This is a genomic window from Streptomyces sp. NPDC048462 (genome assembly GCF_043200175.1).
Taxonomy (GTDB): Bacteria; Actinomycetota; Actinomycetes; order Streptomycetales; family Streptomycetaceae; genus Streptomyces.
Map to the genome: position 1 here is coordinate 232,713 of NZ_JBICXG010000002.1, position 14,731 is coordinate 247,443.

The following is a 14,731-nucleotide window of genomic DNA, read 5'->3' on the forward strand; positions in this document are numbered from 1 at the left end:
CACAGATCAGGCCACAGGCAAACTTTGTTGCCGGTCCGGCAAGCCCCGGCCGTTGCGGTAGTCCTGCGGGCCGACCCCGCGGACCCGCTTGAAGGCGGTGCTGAAGGCGAACGCCTGGCTGTAGCCGACCTTGCGGGCCACCGCCTCGACCGTCGCGTCCGTCTCCCGCAGCAGATCCGCCGCGACAGCGAGCCGCCAGCCCGTCAGGTACGCCATCGGGGGCTCCCCCACCAGCTCGGTGAACCGCCGGGCGAGCCCGGCCCGGGAGACTCCGGTCCGCTCGGCCAGGGCGGCGACCGTCCACGGGTGGGCCGGCTCGTTCTGCAGCAGCCGCAGCGCATGGCCGACGACCGGGTCACCCATGGCCCGGTACCAGGCGGGGGCCTCGGCACCCGGCCGGGAGAACCAGGTGCGCAGCGCGTCGATCAGCAGCAGGTCGAGCAGCCGGTCCAGCACCACGCTCTGCCCCGGATCGTCCCTGGCGATCTCGCTGTCGAGCAGCGTCAGCAGGGGGCCGCCCGGACCGTCGCCGGGGAGGACGAGCAGGGTGGGCAGCGCGTCCAGGAGCCGCCTGCTGATCTCGCCCTCCAGCAGATAGGTGCCGATGAGCATGGTCGCCGTGCCGTCCGGGGCATTGCCCCAGGTGCGTACGCCCAGGTGCATGGACCGGGAGAGCGGCTCGCCGCGCAGAGTGGTGCAGGTGCCGCCCGGGCCGATCCGGGTCCGGGGCTCGGTGCCGGGCAGATCCGCGACGGTGTACGGCTGCGGGCCGCGCGCGATGGCCAGGTCGCCGGGGCGCAGCAGTACGGGTTCGGCGCCTGCGGCGGGCACGATCCAGGCCTCGCCCTCGGTCATCGACATCAGGCAGAGCGGGGCCCGGTCCTCGATCCGTACGGACCACGGAGGTTCCATCACCATCCGCAGCAGGAAGGCCCCTCTGGCCCGCGGCCCGTCCAGAAGTCCGGCAAGTGCGTCCATGGGCAGCAGAGTAGACGTTCGCGTAGGGAGCTGAGCGGCTGAGGCATGGCCGGGGGCGGGGCCACGCGGCGAGCCTTGAGACATGACAAACGACATGGCGAACCAGCAGCAGGAGACCCGCCCGGCCGGACCGGTTCTGGTGACGAGCGGGACGGGCAAGACGGGCCGCCGGGTGGTGGAGCGCCTCGCCGCGCGCGGGGTGCCGGTGCGGACCGGGTCGCGCACCGGTGAGGTGGTCTTCGACTGGACGGACGAGTCGGGCTGGGAGGATGCGTTGCGGGGCGCGGAAGCGGCGTACATCGCGTACTACCCCGATCTGGCGGCGCCCGGCGCCCCGGAGGCGATGTCGGCCTTCGGGCGGATCGCGCGGGGCTGCGGGGTGCGGCGGCTCGTGCTGCTGTCGGGGCGGGGCGAGCCGCAGGCCGTGGTCGCGGAGGAGGCGCTGCGGTCGGCGGCCGTGGGGATCGAACTCACCGTGGTGCGCTCGGCGTTCTTCGCGCAGAACTTCAGCGAGGGCGCGCTGCTCGACGGGGTGCTGGGCGGCGAACTGGTGTTCCCGGCCGGTTCCACCGCCGAGCCGTTCGTGGATGCCGGGGACCTCGCCGACGTGGTGGTCGCGGCGCTGTGCGGGGAGAGTGTCCCGGGCCAGGTGCACGAGCTGACCGGGCCCCGGCTGCTGACCTTCGCCGAGGCGGCCGCCGAGATCACCCGGGCGACCGGGCGCGAGGTGCGATATGTGTCGGTGACGGGACCTCAGTATGCGGCGATGCTCGTCGAGTTCGGGGTCCCGGAGGCCGAAGCGGGTTTCCTTGCCGAGCTGTTCGCGATGCTGCTGGACGGGCACAACGCCACGGTCACGGAGGGCGTCAAGCAGGCCCTGGAGCGTGACGCGTCGCCGTTCACCGCGTTCGCCGCCGAGGCCGCGCGGAGCGGGGCCTGGGACGCGTAGCGCGGGGCCTGGGACGCGTAGCGCGGGGCCGAAGGATCCCCGGGGCCTACGCGCCGGCCCGGCCCGGTCGGCGGCGGAACGCCAGCAGCCGGTACTCCGGTTCGGCACGGCGCCGCTCCTGGCCGGGCAGCGCGGCCAGGGCCTCGGCGAGGCGGTCGGCCGCCGCGCCCGGCAGTTCCAGGCGCGAGGCGTAGTAGCCGCGGCGCACCGCGCGTGCCGCGCTCATCGGTGTCCGGCCCTGCCCGTGCCCACGGAAGCCGGCGCTCCCCACCAGGTCGAGGCCGCACTCGGCCCCGTACCCGGTCACGCGGTCGGTGGCGTCGGACGGGGTGGCCGCCAGGTACGGGGCGAACGCGGCGTCGATATCGCCGGCCACGTCGTGCGCGGCATCCTTGTCGACGGTGGTGACGAACACGCCCCCGGGCCGCAGCACTCGGGCCGCCTGCGCCACCACGGCCCGGACGTCACCGTCCCCGCGCAGCAGGTGCAGCAGCCAGACGGCCGTCACCGCATCGACGGCACCGTCCCGCACGGGCAGCCGGCGCGCGTCGGCGAGTGCCACACCACCGATGCGCTGCTTCGCGACCCGGGCCATGCCGAGGGCGGCGTCGGTGCCGGACACCCGCAGAGCGGGACGCCCGGCCGCGATCCGTTCGGTGACCAGTCCGGTCCCGCAGCCGATGTCGAGCAGCGACCGGGCGCCGGGAGGGATCAGACCGAGCACCGCGGTGGCGGCCGCCTCCGCCCGGGGCACGCCACCGCGCGTGGAGTCGTAGATGGCCGCCTCGTCGTTGTAGTCCAGCATTCGAGTGACTCTAGGACACCCCAACGGCCTTGCGGAGCAAGGCTGCTGCCGCCCGCACCGGTGGGCCGGCGGCCCTTGCGCACGCGTCTCTCCCGCCCTACTATCCGAACATGTTCAGTGAACGCGTTCAGTCACGCGTGGCGCAGCGGGAGGCGACCCGGCTCAAGGTGTTGTCCTCGGCCGAACGGCTCTTCCGCGAGCAGGGGTTCGGCTCCAGCACCATCCGCCAGATCGCCACCGACGCCGGGGTGAGCACCGGCACCGTCATGTCGGTCGGCGACAAGGACGCGCTGCTCGTCGCCATCTTCGACACCTGGATCGCCGCCGTGCACCACGGCCGGGAGGCCGAGCACGGGCCGGGCGGGATGACGCCGCTGTCCCCCGGCGCGGCGGCCGGGGCGGTCCTGGATCTCGTCGAACCCTTCATCAGCTACTTCGCACTCGACCTCGAACTGTCCCGTCAATACGCCGCGGTCATCGTCCGAGGCACCCACGAGTCCGAGATCTTCCAGACCCTCGCCGGGGCCCTGATCGCCGAACTCGAAGCCCTCCTGGCCCGCACCCCGCTCACCGCGACCGGGGCGGCAGGCGGCGCACGCACCCTCTACTTCGCCTACCTGGGCATCCTCATGACCGTGGGCTACGGCGCTCTCGACCAACGGGGCGCGGTCACCCAGTTCCAGGAAGTCATCCATTTCGTCGTCGACCGCGAAGGAAGCCAACGATGATCAGCACCCCCGACCCCTGGTGGCCGACCGCACTGCTCGCCCTGGCGCTCCTCTCCGACGCGATCATGTCGGTGCGCCCCCCGGTGTTCATCCAGCAGTGCCTGGAAGGCGTGCGCTTCCCGCGCGACTGGTGGTGGGTGCTGGTGGTCGTCAAGTTCCTGGCCGCGGCGGGGCTCGCCGCCGGTCTGCGGTACGAGGGCGTCGCCGTGACGACCAACGCCGCGGTGATCGCCTATTTCCTGTGCGCCACCTACGCCCACTACCGGGCGCGCTTCTTCAAGCGGATGTTCTGGCTGAACTGCCTGGGAATGCTCACGCTGTCGACGGCCGTCCTGTTCCTGTCCCACCTGTCCACGCTCTGACCGGGCCGGCCCGCCGCTGGGTCCCGGGGCGTTGAAACCACGGTGAAAGCGCGTTGAAGGCGCCGTGCCGCAGTCTCCGCGGCATGACCACAACGAGACTTCTCGCTCCGTCGCCATTGAGGCCAGGGGTCTGCGCGAGGCCTACGGGGACAGGTCGGTCCTCCTCGCCCGCCGCGAGGGCCGCGCCGCCGCCGCCGAACTGCGGCCGCGCCTCGACCTGACGGAGGCGGCGGGGAAGCCCGCCACCTACTCCGGCGGCATGAAGCGCCGCCTCGAGGTCAGATCGGTCGTCACACGTGCAGAATAGCCAAGGCCCGGCCAACGGAGCCCGCCCCGCCGCTCCGCACGATTGCCAGCAGCCCACCGGGGCCATAACTTTCGCTTATGGAGCTGGAGTTGCGCCATCTGCGTACGGTACGTGCCATTGCCGACACCGGAAGTCTCACCAAGGCGGCCGCCGCGCTCGGGCTCGCGCAGCCCGCGTTGAGCGCGCAGTTGCGGCGGATCGAGAAGGCGCTGGGGGGCCCGCTGTTCGACCGGGACCACACGGGTGCGCGGCCGACGCCCCTGGGTGAGCTGGTGCTCGAACGGGCCCGGGTGGTACTGCCCGCCGTCAGCGAACTCCAGGCGGAGGCGGTGCGGTTCGCCAACGCGCGCGGGGCCATGGAGCGGTTCCGGCTGGGCGGCACGCACGGTCCGTTGCTCGGCGGTCTCGTCGACCGGCTGGCCGAGGCGCACCCGGCCGCGCCGGTGTCCACGTACACCAGCTGGTCGGTGTCCGAGATCTCGGCCCAGCTGATCGACGGACGGCTCGACTTCGCTCTCATCGGCGCCTGCGGTGAGAGCCCGCCGCCGGACGCGGACCGGCTGACGTGGCAGGTCGTGGGGATCGATCCGGTCTTCGTGATGCTGCCGGAGGACCATCCGCTGGCCGGGGAACCCGAGCTGGAGCTCTCCGCGCTGGCGGACGAGTGCTGGGCCGACGTGCCGGGCGACGGCTGCTTCGCGGACTGCTTCGTGGCGGCCTGCGCGCGGGCGGGCTTCAGCCCGGTGTCGGTGTACGAGACGGACACCGTGTCCGTGGTCCATCTGGTGCGGGTGGGGCGCGCCGTCGGGCTGTGCCGGGCGACGTTCCCGCCGACGCCCGGCGTGGTGACCCGTCCGATCACCGGTTCACCGCTGAGCTGGCGCCATCTGCTGGGCTGGCATCCGCGCTCGGCGGCCGCGTCGGCGGCGGCCTCGGCGGTGAGCGGACACACCCGGGCGTCGTACGCCGAGGCGGTGGAGCGCAGCGAGAGCTGCGCGCGCTGGCTGGCCGCACATCCCCGCTTCGGCGCGACGCCCTGACGGCGCGGGCCCGGGGACCTACCGCGCCCCGTGGCCCGGGGCGACGGCCGCGACCCTGGCGGCGAGCGCGAGATCCTTCTCGGTGACCTTTCCGCCCGCGTCGTGGGAGTTCACCGAGAGCGCGACGGTGTCGTACCCGAGCGTCAGATCGGAGTGGTGGTTCAGCTCGTCCTGGATCTGGGCGACATGGACGGTGAGCCCGGCGGCGGCGAAGTGCGACGGGAGCCGGTAGGTGCGGGTAATCCGGTCCCCCTCCAGCGTCCAGCCGGGCAGTTCGCCCAGCCGGTTGTCGATCTCGTTCCGCGGCAGCGGTTCGGCGGGCATACGGTTGCTCCCTCACTCGTGGTCGGTGCCGGTCGGCGGTGCCGGTGACGTTACGGTCTCGCTATGACAACTGTCGCGCTTGACACGGGGGTAGGGCCGCTGCTGCGCAGCTGGCGGGAGCGGAGCCGGATCAGCCAGCTGGAGCTCGCGCTGCGGGCCGACTCCTCGGCCCGGCACATCTCCTTCATCGAGACGGGCCGCGCCCGCCCCAGCGAAGATATGGTCCTGCGACTGGCGGAGCACCTGGACGTACCCGTTCGGGAACGCAACGCGCTTCTGGTGGTGGCCGGTTACGCGCCCCGCTACACGGAGACCGCGCTCGACGACCCGGCGATGGGCGCGCTGCGCGAGGGCATGGACCGGCTGCTCCAGGGGTACGACCCGTATCCGGCGCTCGTCGTGGACGGCATGTACGACGTGGTGGCCGCCAACCAGGGCATCGCCCGGCTGACGGCCGGGGTGGCGGAGCACCTGCTCGCCCCGCCGCTGAACGCGATGCGGCTGACCCTGCACCCGGAGGGGCTGGCCCCTCGGATCCGCAATCTGCGCGAGTGGCGGGCCGATCTGCTGGCGCAGATGGAGCGTCAGATCGCCCTGGTCCGTTCGGCGGAGCTGCGTGCGCTGTACGAGGAGGTCGCGGGCTATCCGGTGGGCCCGGGGCCGGACGGTCAGGAGTGGGACGAGCCCTCGGCGTCGGTGCCGTTCGCGCTGCCTCTGCTGATCGAGCAGGACGGCCGGCTGCTCTCGTTCGTCGCGTCCATCGCCACGTTCAACACACCGATGGACGTGACGGTCTCGGAACTGGCCATCGAGACGTTCCTGCCCGCCGACGCCGGGACCGCGGCGTATCTGCGCTCGCTCGAGTCCTGACGGGTGAGGTGGCGTGCCGGGCGCGTCCCGGCGGGTCACTTCTTGACGACGGGCCGGGTCCACGGGCCGTCGTCGCGCGCCAGGACCCGCGCGGCCAGGCACACCACCGCGAGGATCGCCACGGCCAGGACCAGCGGCAGGACCGGGTGCCCGTGCAGCACGGCCACCGCTCCGACCAGGGCACCGGCCAGCATGGCGACGGCCGAGAGGATCCGGCGGCCGGCCCGGCTGCCGCCGCCCCCGGCGAGCCGGCCGTCGGAGGCGATGCCGGTGATGGTCAGCGTGAGCACGGTGGTGGTGAGGTCGGGTACGGCGAGCGCCCGCGAGACGGCGTTCTGCACTCCGAGGCCCAGGGCGAGCAGGACGATGAGTGCGAACCGCACGCCGCCGTCGTACGGGCTGCCCGAGGCCAGCGTGAGGACCAGGGCGGCCAGTACGCACAGGGTCTCGACACACAGCGCGTGCAGCAGCATGCGGCCGCGGTGGGCGTGGGAGTGGTGGACGAGCAGGCCGCCGGCCAGTGCCCCGGCCGCGAAGGCGGCGAGCGCGACGAGCGAGGCGGCCAGCGAGAAGCCCGGGGCGCCGGCGAAGGCGAAGCCGGAGAAGACCACGTTGCCGGTCATGTTCGCGACGAAGACCCGGCCCAGTTGCAGATAACTGACGGCGTCGACAAGCCCGGTGACGACGGTCAGGGCGAGCATCAGCGGCGGCAGCGGCCCGTGCCGGTCGGTCATGTCCGGTACGAGGGTGGTCCATGCCTCACGCAGCACGACGGGCACGGGCTCGCTCCGATCACTGGGTGGTCGATCGTGATTGTGCCGTCGCGCCCGGCAGGAATGCCACGACCGACGCGCCTCGCCCCCGCGCCGATGGAGCGGCGCGGGGGCGAGGCAGGGGAACCGGCCGGGGCTACACGCGTGCCCCGTTGTCGAGCCGGTCCCGGCGCCCGGCACCCGGCCTGCCGCGCGGGGCATCCTTGCGGACCGGCGGCGGCGCCTTGCTGCCGCGTTCCAGGAGCAGCGCGGCCGGCACCGCGGTCATGACCGAGGAGTACGTCCCGACGACGATGCCGATCAGCAGGGCGAGGGCGAAGTCCGCGAGCGAGTCGCCGCCCAGGACGGCCAGCGCGACGAGGATGAACAGGGCGCCCATCCCGGTGTTGACGGTTCTGGGCACCGTCTGCAGGACGGCCCGGTTCGCCACGCTCCCCAGCGGCTCACGGCGGGCCCTGGCCCACAGCTCCCGCACCCGGTCGAAGACCACCACCGAGTCGTTGACGGAGTAGCCGATGACGGTGAGGAGCGCCGCCAGGAAGATGCCGTCCACGGTGCGTCCCAGCCAGGCGAAGGCGCCGACCAGAATGATCACGTCGTGGACCAGGGCCCCGACCGAGGCCACCGCGAACGTCCAGCGGAACCGGACCGCCAGATAGACGAGTTGGACGAGTACGGCGATGGCCAGCGCGATCAACGCGTTGCGCCGCAGTTCGTCGCCCAGGCTGGGACCGATGAGCTCGTCCCGGACCTTGGTGGTCTCGCCGCCCTCCTCGGCCAGGGCCGCGCGCAGCGTGTGTTCGCCGGCGTTGTCGAGCGCTCCGGTCCGCACCGAGATGTCGCCCGCGCCCGCCGTGGTGACCTCGGCGTCGGCGAATCCCGCGCCGGCCAGCGCGGAACGGGCCGTCTCCACGTCGACCGGGCGGCTGGTCGCGTACTCGACTAGGCGGCCTCCGGTGAACTCGACGCCGAGGTTGACCCCACGCACCAGGATGCCGGTCACGGCGACGGCGACCAGCACCGCGGAGACCAAAAGCCAGCGGCGCGGGGAGCGCATCAGCTGCGGATCGCGGCGGTTCAGCCAGGTCCGTACCCGGCCGGGGCTCGCGATGCCGTTGACGCCCCGGTAGTCACCGACGAACGTGGAGCCCGCGGCGATCTCGGTGAGGGCGCGGGCGATGACCAGTGCGGAGAACATCGACGCGAGGACCCCGATGCCGAGGGTGACACCGAAGCCCCTGACCGGTCCCGAGCCGAGGAAGAAGAGCAGCCCCGCAGCGATCAGCGTCGTCACGTTGGAGTCCGCGACGGCGCTCCGGGCATGCCGGAATCCGGCGGTCAGCGAGGTACGCAGGGACCGGCCCGGATGCTGTGCGTGTTCCTCCCTGGCCCGTTCGAAGACAAGTACGTTGGCGTCGACCGCCATTCCGATGGCCAGGACGAATCCGGCGAGTCCGGGCAGGGTGAGCGTGACGCCGAGTGCGACGAGCGCCGCGTACGAGATCACTCCGTAGGCGCCGAGCGCGACGGCGGCGAGGGCGCCGAACAGCCGGTAGACGACGGTGATGAACAGCGCCGTGGCCGCGGCGCCGATGAGCGCGGCGCGGGCGCTGGCGTCGATGGCGGCGGCGCCGAGCGTCGGGCCGACGGTCCGCTGTTCGACGATCTCGACGGGCACCGGCAGTGCGCCGCCCTGGATCAGCAGCGCGAGTTCGCGGGCCTCGTCGGCGCTGAAGGAGCCGGTGATCCGGGTGGAACCGGAGGGCAGACCGGTGTCGCAGCCGACGGTCGGGGAGACCTGCGGCGAGGAGATCACCTGCTTGTCCAGGACGATGGCGACCCGGCGCCGCTCGTCGGCGACCGGGTGGCACGCCGCCTCGCCGGTCAGCCGGGTCCAGTCCCGCCCGGCGTCCTTGTGGAAGTCGAGCGAGACGGACCAGCCGGCGCCCTGCTGGGCGTCGAACGAGGCGGCGGCGTCCTTCACGCCCGCGCCGGAGAGCGCGGCAGGGCCGAGCGCGAGGCGGCGGCCCTGCTCGTCGGGGAGCACCGTCGTGTCCTTTGCCCCGGGGCCGTCGGGTGCTCCGGGGCCCTGTACGGCGTGGAAGGTCAGCTGGGCGGTTCTGCCGATGACCTCGGCGGCCTTGCGCGGGTCCTGGACGTCCGGGAGTTCGACGATGATCCGGTCCTCGCCGGAGCGGGTCAGGGTCGGTTCCGCGACGCCGAGCGAGTCGATGCGCTTGCGCAGCACCTCCAGGGTGCGGTCGGTGCTCTCGCGGTCCGCCTTCGCGGTGCCGGAGTCCTTGGCCTGGAGCACCATTCTAGTGCCGCCCTGGAGATCGAGGCCGAGTCTGGGGGACATGGTCAGCGTGATGAGCACGGCGACGAGCAGTACGGCCGCAGCCAGAACCGCCCGCACCGTGGTGGCGCGAGTCATGGGTTTCCTCCGAGGGGCGCCGGGCCCCTCGGTCAGGGTGCCGCGGCAGGGGTACGGGACGGGACCGGTGGCAGGTCCCACGGCCGGTGAACGGCCCTGCCCGGAGGCCCGCGCACACCGGGCAGCGCGGCGCGGAAGCGGTTGGCGGCGGCGGCCGGGGGTGCGGCCGGGAGGCTTGCGGGGACGGGGTGCGGCGGCAGGAGACCGGGCGGGCGCGGGAGCGGGGCGCCGGGGCCGGGCGGCGGAAGGTGCTGAGGGGGACGGGGGTGTTCGGCGGCGGCCCACGGCCGGGGCGCGGTCACGGGGCCCGGCCGAAGCCCTTCGGCAACGGCGCCGGCCCGGGTACGGGTATGCGTATGCGCACCGGTACGGGTGGCGGCGGTGCCGGGATCGTGGCTGATGCGACTGCCGGGGTTGAGCCCGGGGCGCGGACTCGGGCCGGGCGCGGCGCCGGTGCCGAGCCCGGTGCCTGTGCCGAGCCTGGCGCTGGTGCTGAGCCCGGCGCCGAGCCCGGTGCCGGTGCCGGTGCCGAGTCCGGTGCCGCCCCCGGTGAGGAGCACCGGACCGGCCGAGGTCCGGGCGGACAGCCCGGCTCCGACGGCGGCGGGCGCACCGCCCGCGACAGCGAGGACGGCGAGGAGCAGCGCGGCGAGGTACCGCCGCGCCGAAGCCGCGCGGCGGCGGCACTGCGGGGTGTCCGGCCGGTCCCGCGGGTGCGCGTCGCCCCGGGACGCCCCCGGGAGGGGGGTCACCCGGCTCGGCCGGGCAGGACCGGCGCGACCGCTCCGTGGCGGAGCACGGAGGCGAGGAACAGCCCGGCCCCGCGCACGACGGTGGTCGCCGGGTCGTCCGGGAGCCGGACCGCGACGCCGAGGCGGACCGCGATCCGGTTGGTGACGTCCGGGCGCAGCGCGCCGCCTCCGGCGAGCAACGGGCCCTTGCGGAGGGCGCCGAGCACCGCGCCGTGCCGGTCCTGCTGCCACATCGCCATGACCATGTCCAGGACGGCCCGGACGACGGCGGTGGGCGGTTCGCCGGGGCCCAGGTCGCTGAGCCCGGTCTCGGCCAGCCGGGCATCGCGGACCCGCCCGTCCACCAGGAGTGTCGCCTCGGTCAGTTCGGCGCCGATGTCGACGACGAGCAGCGGCCCGCCGTCCTGCGGCCCCGCGCACGCGGCGGCGGCCCTGGCGCTGTCCAGCACGATGACGCTCGAAGGGCCGAGCGCGCCGAGGATCTCCCGCGCGGCGGCGCGGTGTTCGGAGCCCGCGAGTACGGGGTGGCTGAGGACGATCACGGTGTCGTCGCGGTGGGCGCCCAGTGCCGTGTCCGCGATACGGCCGAGCAGCCGCCCGCACGACTCGGTGTCGACGATGCGTCCGCGCCGGACCGGGCCGCCCCGGCCGTACTCACCGCCGGGCCCGTTTCCCGTGTCGGACACGAGACCCTGTCCGGGGATCCAGGCACGGGTCCGGGAGCTGCCGAGGTCGAGCGCGAGCCCCCGGGTCGCTCCCCGGTGCTGCCGGTGAGCGGAGCGGACATATCGCTGTCCGTCGCGCAAAGAACGCATCGCCCCTCACCCCCGGCCCGCAGACGCAGCCGTTCGCACACCCATTGACCCGCTGATAGCGAGGCATGACCGAGCCCTCACTATGCAATAGGCAGGCAAAGAAAGCCACTCCCACGCAAAATCCAAGGATCGCTCCCGTCACACCTGGGACGGCAGGAATCCCCCGACCAGCCCGGCGAACTCCTCGGGGGCGGCGATCCGGATGCCCAGGTCCTCGGCTTTGGTCCGCTTGGACCCGGCCTTCTCACCGGCCACCAGGAGCGTGGTGCGCTTGGAGACGCTGGAGGAGGCCTTGCCGCCCGCCCGCTCGATCAGCTCGTTCATCTCGTTGCGCGAGAGCTTCTCCAGCGCGCCCGTCATGGCCCCGGTGACCACCACGGTCATCCCGTCGAGCGGCCGCTTGTCCGCACCCTCGCCGTCCGCACCTTCCCCGTCCGCGCCCCCGCCCTCCGCGTCGGCCTCCTGACCCGGCTCCGGGGGCGGGGTCGCGCCCGGCTCCGTCATGTTGACCCCGGCGGCGACGAGCTTCTCGATCAGCGGCGCGAGCTCCACCAGCTCCGCGACCACTCCCCCGGCCTTCTCCTTGCCGATGCCGTCGACGAGTTGGAGCGTCTCGGCGTCGGCCGCTCTGATGCGGTCCATGTCCGCGAAGTACCGGGCGATCCGCCGCGACATGGAACGTCCGGTGCCGCGTACCCCCAGCGCGCAGAACACCCGTGAGAGCGGCTGGGCGCGCGCCGCGTCGATCGCGGCCAGCAGATTGTCCGTGCTGGTGTCGCCCATCCGCTCCAGCGCCAGCAGCTGCTCGCGCTCCAGGACGAACAGATCCGCGAAGTCCGAGACCAGTCCGGCGTCGACGAGCTGGACGACCCGGGTCGCACCGAGCCCCTCGATATCGAGCTGGTCGCGCCCGGCCGCGTACGAGACGGAGGCGACGAGGCGGCAGTTCCGGCCTCGGACACAGCGCCAGCGCTGCTCGCTCGTGTCGATCTCGGAGCCGCACTGCGGGCAGGCCGCGGGGAACTCGACCGGCTGTTCCCCGCCGGTCCGCAGGTGGGCGACCGGGGCCTCGATCCGGGGGATGATGTCGCCCGCCTTGTAGACCATCACGTGGTCGCCCAGGCGCAGATCGCGGCGCGTGATGTCGGCCGGGTTGTGCAGCGTGGCGTAGCTGACGGTCGATCCGTCGATCTCGACCGGCTCCAGCACCGCCCTCGGCGCGATGATGCCGGTCCGGCCCACGTTCCACTCGACGCCCAGGAGCCGGGTGACCTTCTCGACGGCCGGCAGCTTGTACGCGATGGCCCAGCGCGGGGCGCGGGTGCCCGAGCCGGCCTCGCGCTGGTCCGCCGCGAGGTCGGCCTTGATCACGATGCCGTCGATCCCGAAGGGCAAAGAGGCGCGCAGCGCGGCGATTTCCTCGACCCGCAGCTGGACGTCCTCGGCGGTGCCGACGGTGCGCGGCGCCACGTCCGTGTCCGCCGCGGTGTGCACGCCGAGCTCCGCGGCGTATGCCAGGACCTCACTGTGGGGCAGCTCGGCCAGCGTGGCGGTCAGCTCGCCGGATTCGGGCAGCGGCAGGGCGCCGTACGCGAAGAACGTCATCTCCACGGTGTAGGGGCGGTCCTTGGCGCGCAGGGTGCCCGCCGCGCCGTTGCGCGCGTTGGCGAAGGGTGCGCCGCCGTGCTCGGTGCGGATCGCGTTGGCCTGTTCGAACTGCTCGGCCGTCATCAGGATCTCGCCGCGCATCTCGATCGTGACCGGCTCGGTGAGCCGTGCGGGGAGACCGGCGACGGTGCCGATGGCGTGCGAGACGTCCTCACCGGCCGTGCCGTCGCCACGTGTGATCAGCTGCTCCAGCCGGCCCTCGCGGTAACGGGCGGCGACCGCGAGGCCGTCGAGCTTCGGCTCGACGCTCCAGGCGGCGACCGGCCTGCCTATCCGGCGCTCCAGCGAGGCGGTCCAGGTGACGAACTGCTCGGCCGAGAACACGTTGTCCAGGGAGAGCATCGGCACGGTGTGCGGGACATCCCCGACGGCCGTGCCGCCCGCCACCTTGCCGGTCGGCGAATCCGCCAGCACCTCCTGCGGATGGGCCTGTTCGTACGCGGCGATCGCACGCGCCAACCGGTCGTACGCATCGTCGTCGAGCGTGCTCTCGCCCGTGGCGTAGTACGCGGCGGCGGCCTGCGACGCCTCTTCCACCGCGACGGCGTAGGCAGCGGTATCGGCGAGCACAACAGCTGAGTTCGTCATGCCCTCCATACTGCCGCCCACCACTGACAACGCCCCTGTGGCGAAGTGCCGCAGGGGCTCCGCGGCCCTCCTCGGACCGCCGCCCGCCCCGGTGCGTGCCGACCGTCCGGGAAGTCGGATCCGAAAGAATGTTGAGAGAGCGCTCTCCCACTCATCGATGCCCTCAACAAGCTTCAAACAGCAGCCAGTTGAGGGCCTGCGTGGTCTGTTGACATGTCTAGGGCGTCACTTTACGTTCCTTTGAGAGAGCGCTCTCTCTCGCGCTCAAGGAATCCCCCACTTCCTCCGAACAGGAGTGCCGTGCTCTTCTTCCGTCATCGACTCCGCGACCACCGGCCCGCCGGCCGACAGAGCCACCGGGCGTCCCTGCCGCGCCGGCGGTACCGCATCGCGGGGCTCGTCGCCGCCGCTCTCACCGTGTCCTTCCTCCAGTCCGCCACCGGCAGCGCGTCCGCCGGTGGGGGCACGAGCGCCGTACCGGCCGCCAAGGCCGCCGCGGACGTCGTCCGGGTGGCCGAGTTCCTGGCCGAATGCCCGTACACCCACCGGGCGCCCGATGACCCGATCGTGTTCCCCGGTCTGCCCGGCGCCTCGCACATGCACAGCTTCTTCGGCAACGACTCGACGAACGGCAACTCCGACCTCGCCTCGCTGGAGAAGGCCAGGAGCAGTTGCTCGCCCGACACGGACCTGTCGTCGTACTGGGTGCCGACCCTGTACGACGGCGACAAGGAGGTCGAACCCACCGGCACCACGTTCTACTACCTGGGCGAAGGGGTCCGGGACGATGTCATCCAGCGGATCCAGCCCTTCCCGCGCGGGCTGCGCATCGTCGCCGGGAACGCCAAGGCGACCGGTCCCGACGACAACACGATCTCCCGCTGGTCGTGCCTTCACCACGGGGAGGTCAACCCCTCGCACGACTTCGTGAACTGCCCGGCGGACGCGATGCTGGAGTCGTACCTGGACTTCCCGCAGTGCTGGAACGGCAAGGACCTCGACTCCGCCGACCACAAGAGCCACATGGCGTACCCGGTCAACGGCGAATGCCCCTCGACCCACCCGGTCCCGGTGCCCAAGCTGCGTCAGGTGCTCCGCTACCCGGTCAACGGCGACCCGGCCCGGTTCCGGCTGGCGTCCGGCCCCGGCTACACCATGCACGGTGACTTCTTCAACGTGTGGCCCGAGGCCGAGATGGCCCAGCGCGTCCGCGACTGCATCAACGCCATCGTGAAGTGCGGGGCCGACGGCACCCCCTGACCGGCCGACGGCCACCACCCCCGGCCACCGGCTGAACCGCCGCCGTCCGTCCGACTCCCGCCCGGGGCCCCACGCCCC

15 protein-coding genes are annotated in these 14,731 nt (G+C 73.0%); 7 read left to right on the forward strand and 8 right to left on the reverse strand.

The window, feature by feature from the left end:
- Positions 1-6 precede the first annotated feature (6 nt).
- Entirely contained in the window at positions 7-978 is a 972-nt protein-coding gene (locus tag ACGFU6_RS04290; protein WP_393607985.1) for an AraC family transcriptional regulator, read from the reverse strand.
- Between the two features lie 82 nt (positions 979-1,060).
- On the opposite strand from ACGFU6_RS04290, the gene ACGFU6_RS04295 reads away from it, so the two are divergent.
- Positions 1,061-1,927, forward strand: coding sequence for an NmrA family transcriptional regulator (locus ACGFU6_RS04295; RefSeq protein WP_393607986.1), 867 nt, complete (start codon positions 1,061-1,063; stop codon positions 1,925-1,927).
- A 46-nt stretch (positions 1,928-1,973) separates the two neighbouring features.
- Here the strand turns inward: ACGFU6_RS04295 and ACGFU6_RS04300 are convergent, their stop codons facing one another.
- Positions 1,974-2,732 (reverse strand): methyltransferase domain-containing protein, encoded by a 759-nt coding sequence (locus ACGFU6_RS04300; RefSeq protein WP_393607987.1) that lies wholly within the window; start codon positions 2,730-2,732, stop codon positions 1,974-1,976.
- 110 nt (positions 2,733-2,842) lie between these two features.
- On the opposite strand from ACGFU6_RS04300, the gene ACGFU6_RS04305 reads away from it, so the two are divergent.
- The 4 genes from ACGFU6_RS04305 (at position 2,843) to ACGFU6_RS04320 (ending at position 5,169) form a co-directional block, all read left to right on the forward strand.
- Positions 2,843-3,460 carry a TetR/AcrR family transcriptional regulator gene (locus ACGFU6_RS04305; protein WP_393607988.1) on the forward strand — a complete coding sequence of 206 codons (618 nt, stop codon included), beginning with the start codon at positions 2,843-2,845 and terminating at the stop codon, positions 3,458-3,460.
- Positions 3,457-3,822 (forward strand): DoxX family protein, encoded by a 366-nt coding sequence (locus tag ACGFU6_RS04310; RefSeq protein WP_393607989.1) that lies wholly within the window; start codon positions 3,457-3,459, stop codon positions 3,820-3,822. The genes ACGFU6_RS04305 and ACGFU6_RS04310 overlap by 4 nt, the downstream gene beginning before the upstream one ends.
- 64 nt (positions 3,823-3,886) lie before the next feature.
- Entirely contained in the window at positions 3,887-4,129 is a 243-nt protein-coding gene (locus ACGFU6_RS04315; RefSeq protein WP_393607990.1) for a hypothetical protein, read from the forward strand.
- A gap of 77 nt (positions 4,130-4,206) precedes the next feature.
- Entirely contained in the window at positions 4,207-5,169 is a 963-nt protein-coding gene (locus tag ACGFU6_RS04320; protein ID WP_393607991.1) for a LysR family transcriptional regulator, read from the forward strand.
- Between the two features lie 18 nt (positions 5,170-5,187).
- On the opposite strand, the gene ACGFU6_RS04325 is transcribed toward ACGFU6_RS04320, so the two are convergent.
- Positions 5,188-5,493, reverse strand: a complete 306-nt coding sequence (locus ACGFU6_RS04325) for a 4a-hydroxytetrahydrobiopterin dehydratase (RefSeq protein WP_393607992.1) — start codon at positions 5,491-5,493, stop codon at positions 5,188-5,190.
- 63 nt (positions 5,494-5,556) lie between these two features.
- Between ACGFU6_RS04325 and ACGFU6_RS04330 the strand changes: the two genes are divergently transcribed.
- A complete protein-coding gene (locus tag ACGFU6_RS04330; protein WP_393607993.1) occupies positions 5,557-6,363 on the forward strand; it encodes a helix-turn-helix domain-containing protein in 807 nt (268 codons plus the stop codon).
- A gap of 35 nt (positions 6,364-6,398) precedes the next feature.
- On the opposite strand, the gene ACGFU6_RS04335 is transcribed toward ACGFU6_RS04330, so the two are convergent.
- The 5 genes from ACGFU6_RS04335 to ligA form a co-directional block, all read right to left on the reverse strand.
- Entirely contained in the window at positions 6,399-7,142 is a 744-nt protein-coding gene (locus ACGFU6_RS04335) for a YoaK family protein (RefSeq protein ID WP_393607994.1), read from the reverse strand.
- 130 nt (positions 7,143-7,272) lie between these two features.
- The gene (gene secD / locus ACGFU6_RS04340) at positions 7,273-9,570 is read right to left on the reverse strand and encodes a protein translocase subunit SecD (protein ID WP_393607995.1); all 2,298 of its coding nucleotides are present in this window, start codon (positions 9,568-9,570) and stop codon (positions 7,273-7,275) included.
- Positions 9,571-9,602: 32 nt separating this feature from the next.
- Positions 9,603-10,322, reverse strand: coding sequence for a hypothetical protein (locus ACGFU6_RS04345; RefSeq protein WP_393607996.1), 720 nt, complete (start codon positions 10,320-10,322; stop codon positions 9,603-9,605).
- A complete protein-coding gene (locus tag ACGFU6_RS04350; RefSeq protein ID WP_393607997.1) occupies positions 10,319-11,137 on the reverse strand; it encodes a rod shape-determining protein MreC in 819 nt (272 codons plus the stop codon). Before ACGFU6_RS04350 ends, ACGFU6_RS04345 begins: the two co-directional genes overlap by 4 nt.
- 138 nt (positions 11,138-11,275) lie before the next feature.
- A complete protein-coding gene (gene ligA / locus ACGFU6_RS04355; protein ID WP_393607998.1) occupies positions 11,276-13,402 on the reverse strand; it encodes an NAD-dependent DNA ligase LigA in 2,127 nt (708 codons plus the stop codon).
- 291 nt (positions 13,403-13,693) lie between these two features.
- Between ligA and ACGFU6_RS04360 the strand changes: the two genes are divergently transcribed.
- On the forward strand, positions 13,694-14,653 hold the full coding sequence (locus tag ACGFU6_RS04360; RefSeq protein ID WP_393607999.1) for a DUF1996 domain-containing protein: 960 nt from the start codon (positions 13,694-13,696) through the stop codon (positions 14,651-14,653).
- Positions 14,654-14,731 lie beyond the last annotated feature (78 nt).

Bases quoted from the DNA above. Each gene is read 5' to 3' on its own strand.
- ACGFU6_RS04320 (WP_393607991.1), top strand. From the start codon at position 4,207: ATGGAGCTGGAGTTGCGCCATCTGCGTACGGTACGTGCCATTGCCGAC.
- ACGFU6_RS04330 (WP_393607993.1), top strand. From the start codon at position 5,557: ATGACAACTGTCGCGCTTGACACGGGGGTAGGGCCGCTGCTGCGCAGC.
- ACGFU6_RS04350 (WP_393607997.1), bottom strand. From the start codon at position 11,137: ATGCGTTCTTTGCGCGACGGACAGCGATATGTCCGCTCCGCTCACCGG.
- ACGFU6_RS04300 (WP_393607987.1), bottom strand. From the start codon at position 2,732: ATGCTGGACTACAACGACGAGGCGGCCATCTACGACTCCACGCGCGGT.
- secD (WP_393607995.1), bottom strand. From the start codon at position 9,570: ATGACTCGCGCCACCACGGTGCGGGCGGTTCTGGCTGCGGCCGTACTG.
- ACGFU6_RS04295 (WP_393607986.1), top strand. From the start codon at position 1,061: ATGACAAACGACATGGCGAACCAGCAGCAGGAGACCCGCCCGGCCGGA.
- ACGFU6_RS04325 (WP_393607992.1), bottom strand. From the start codon at position 5,493: ATGCCCGCCGAACCGCTGCCGCGGAACGAGATCGACAACCGGCTGGGC.
- ACGFU6_RS04310 (WP_393607989.1), top strand. From the start codon at position 3,457: ATGATCAGCACCCCCGACCCCTGGTGGCCGACCGCACTGCTCGCCCTG.
- ACGFU6_RS04290 (WP_393607985.1), bottom strand. From the start codon at position 978: ATGGACGCACTTGCCGGACTTCTGGACGGGCCGCGGGCCAGAGGGGCC.
- ligA (WP_393607998.1), bottom strand. From the start codon at position 13,402: ATGGAGGGCATGACGAACTCAGCTGTTGTGCTCGCCGATACCGCTGCC.
- ACGFU6_RS04305 (WP_393607988.1), top strand. From the start codon at position 2,843: ATGTTCAGTGAACGCGTTCAGTCACGCGTGGCGCAGCGGGAGGCGACC.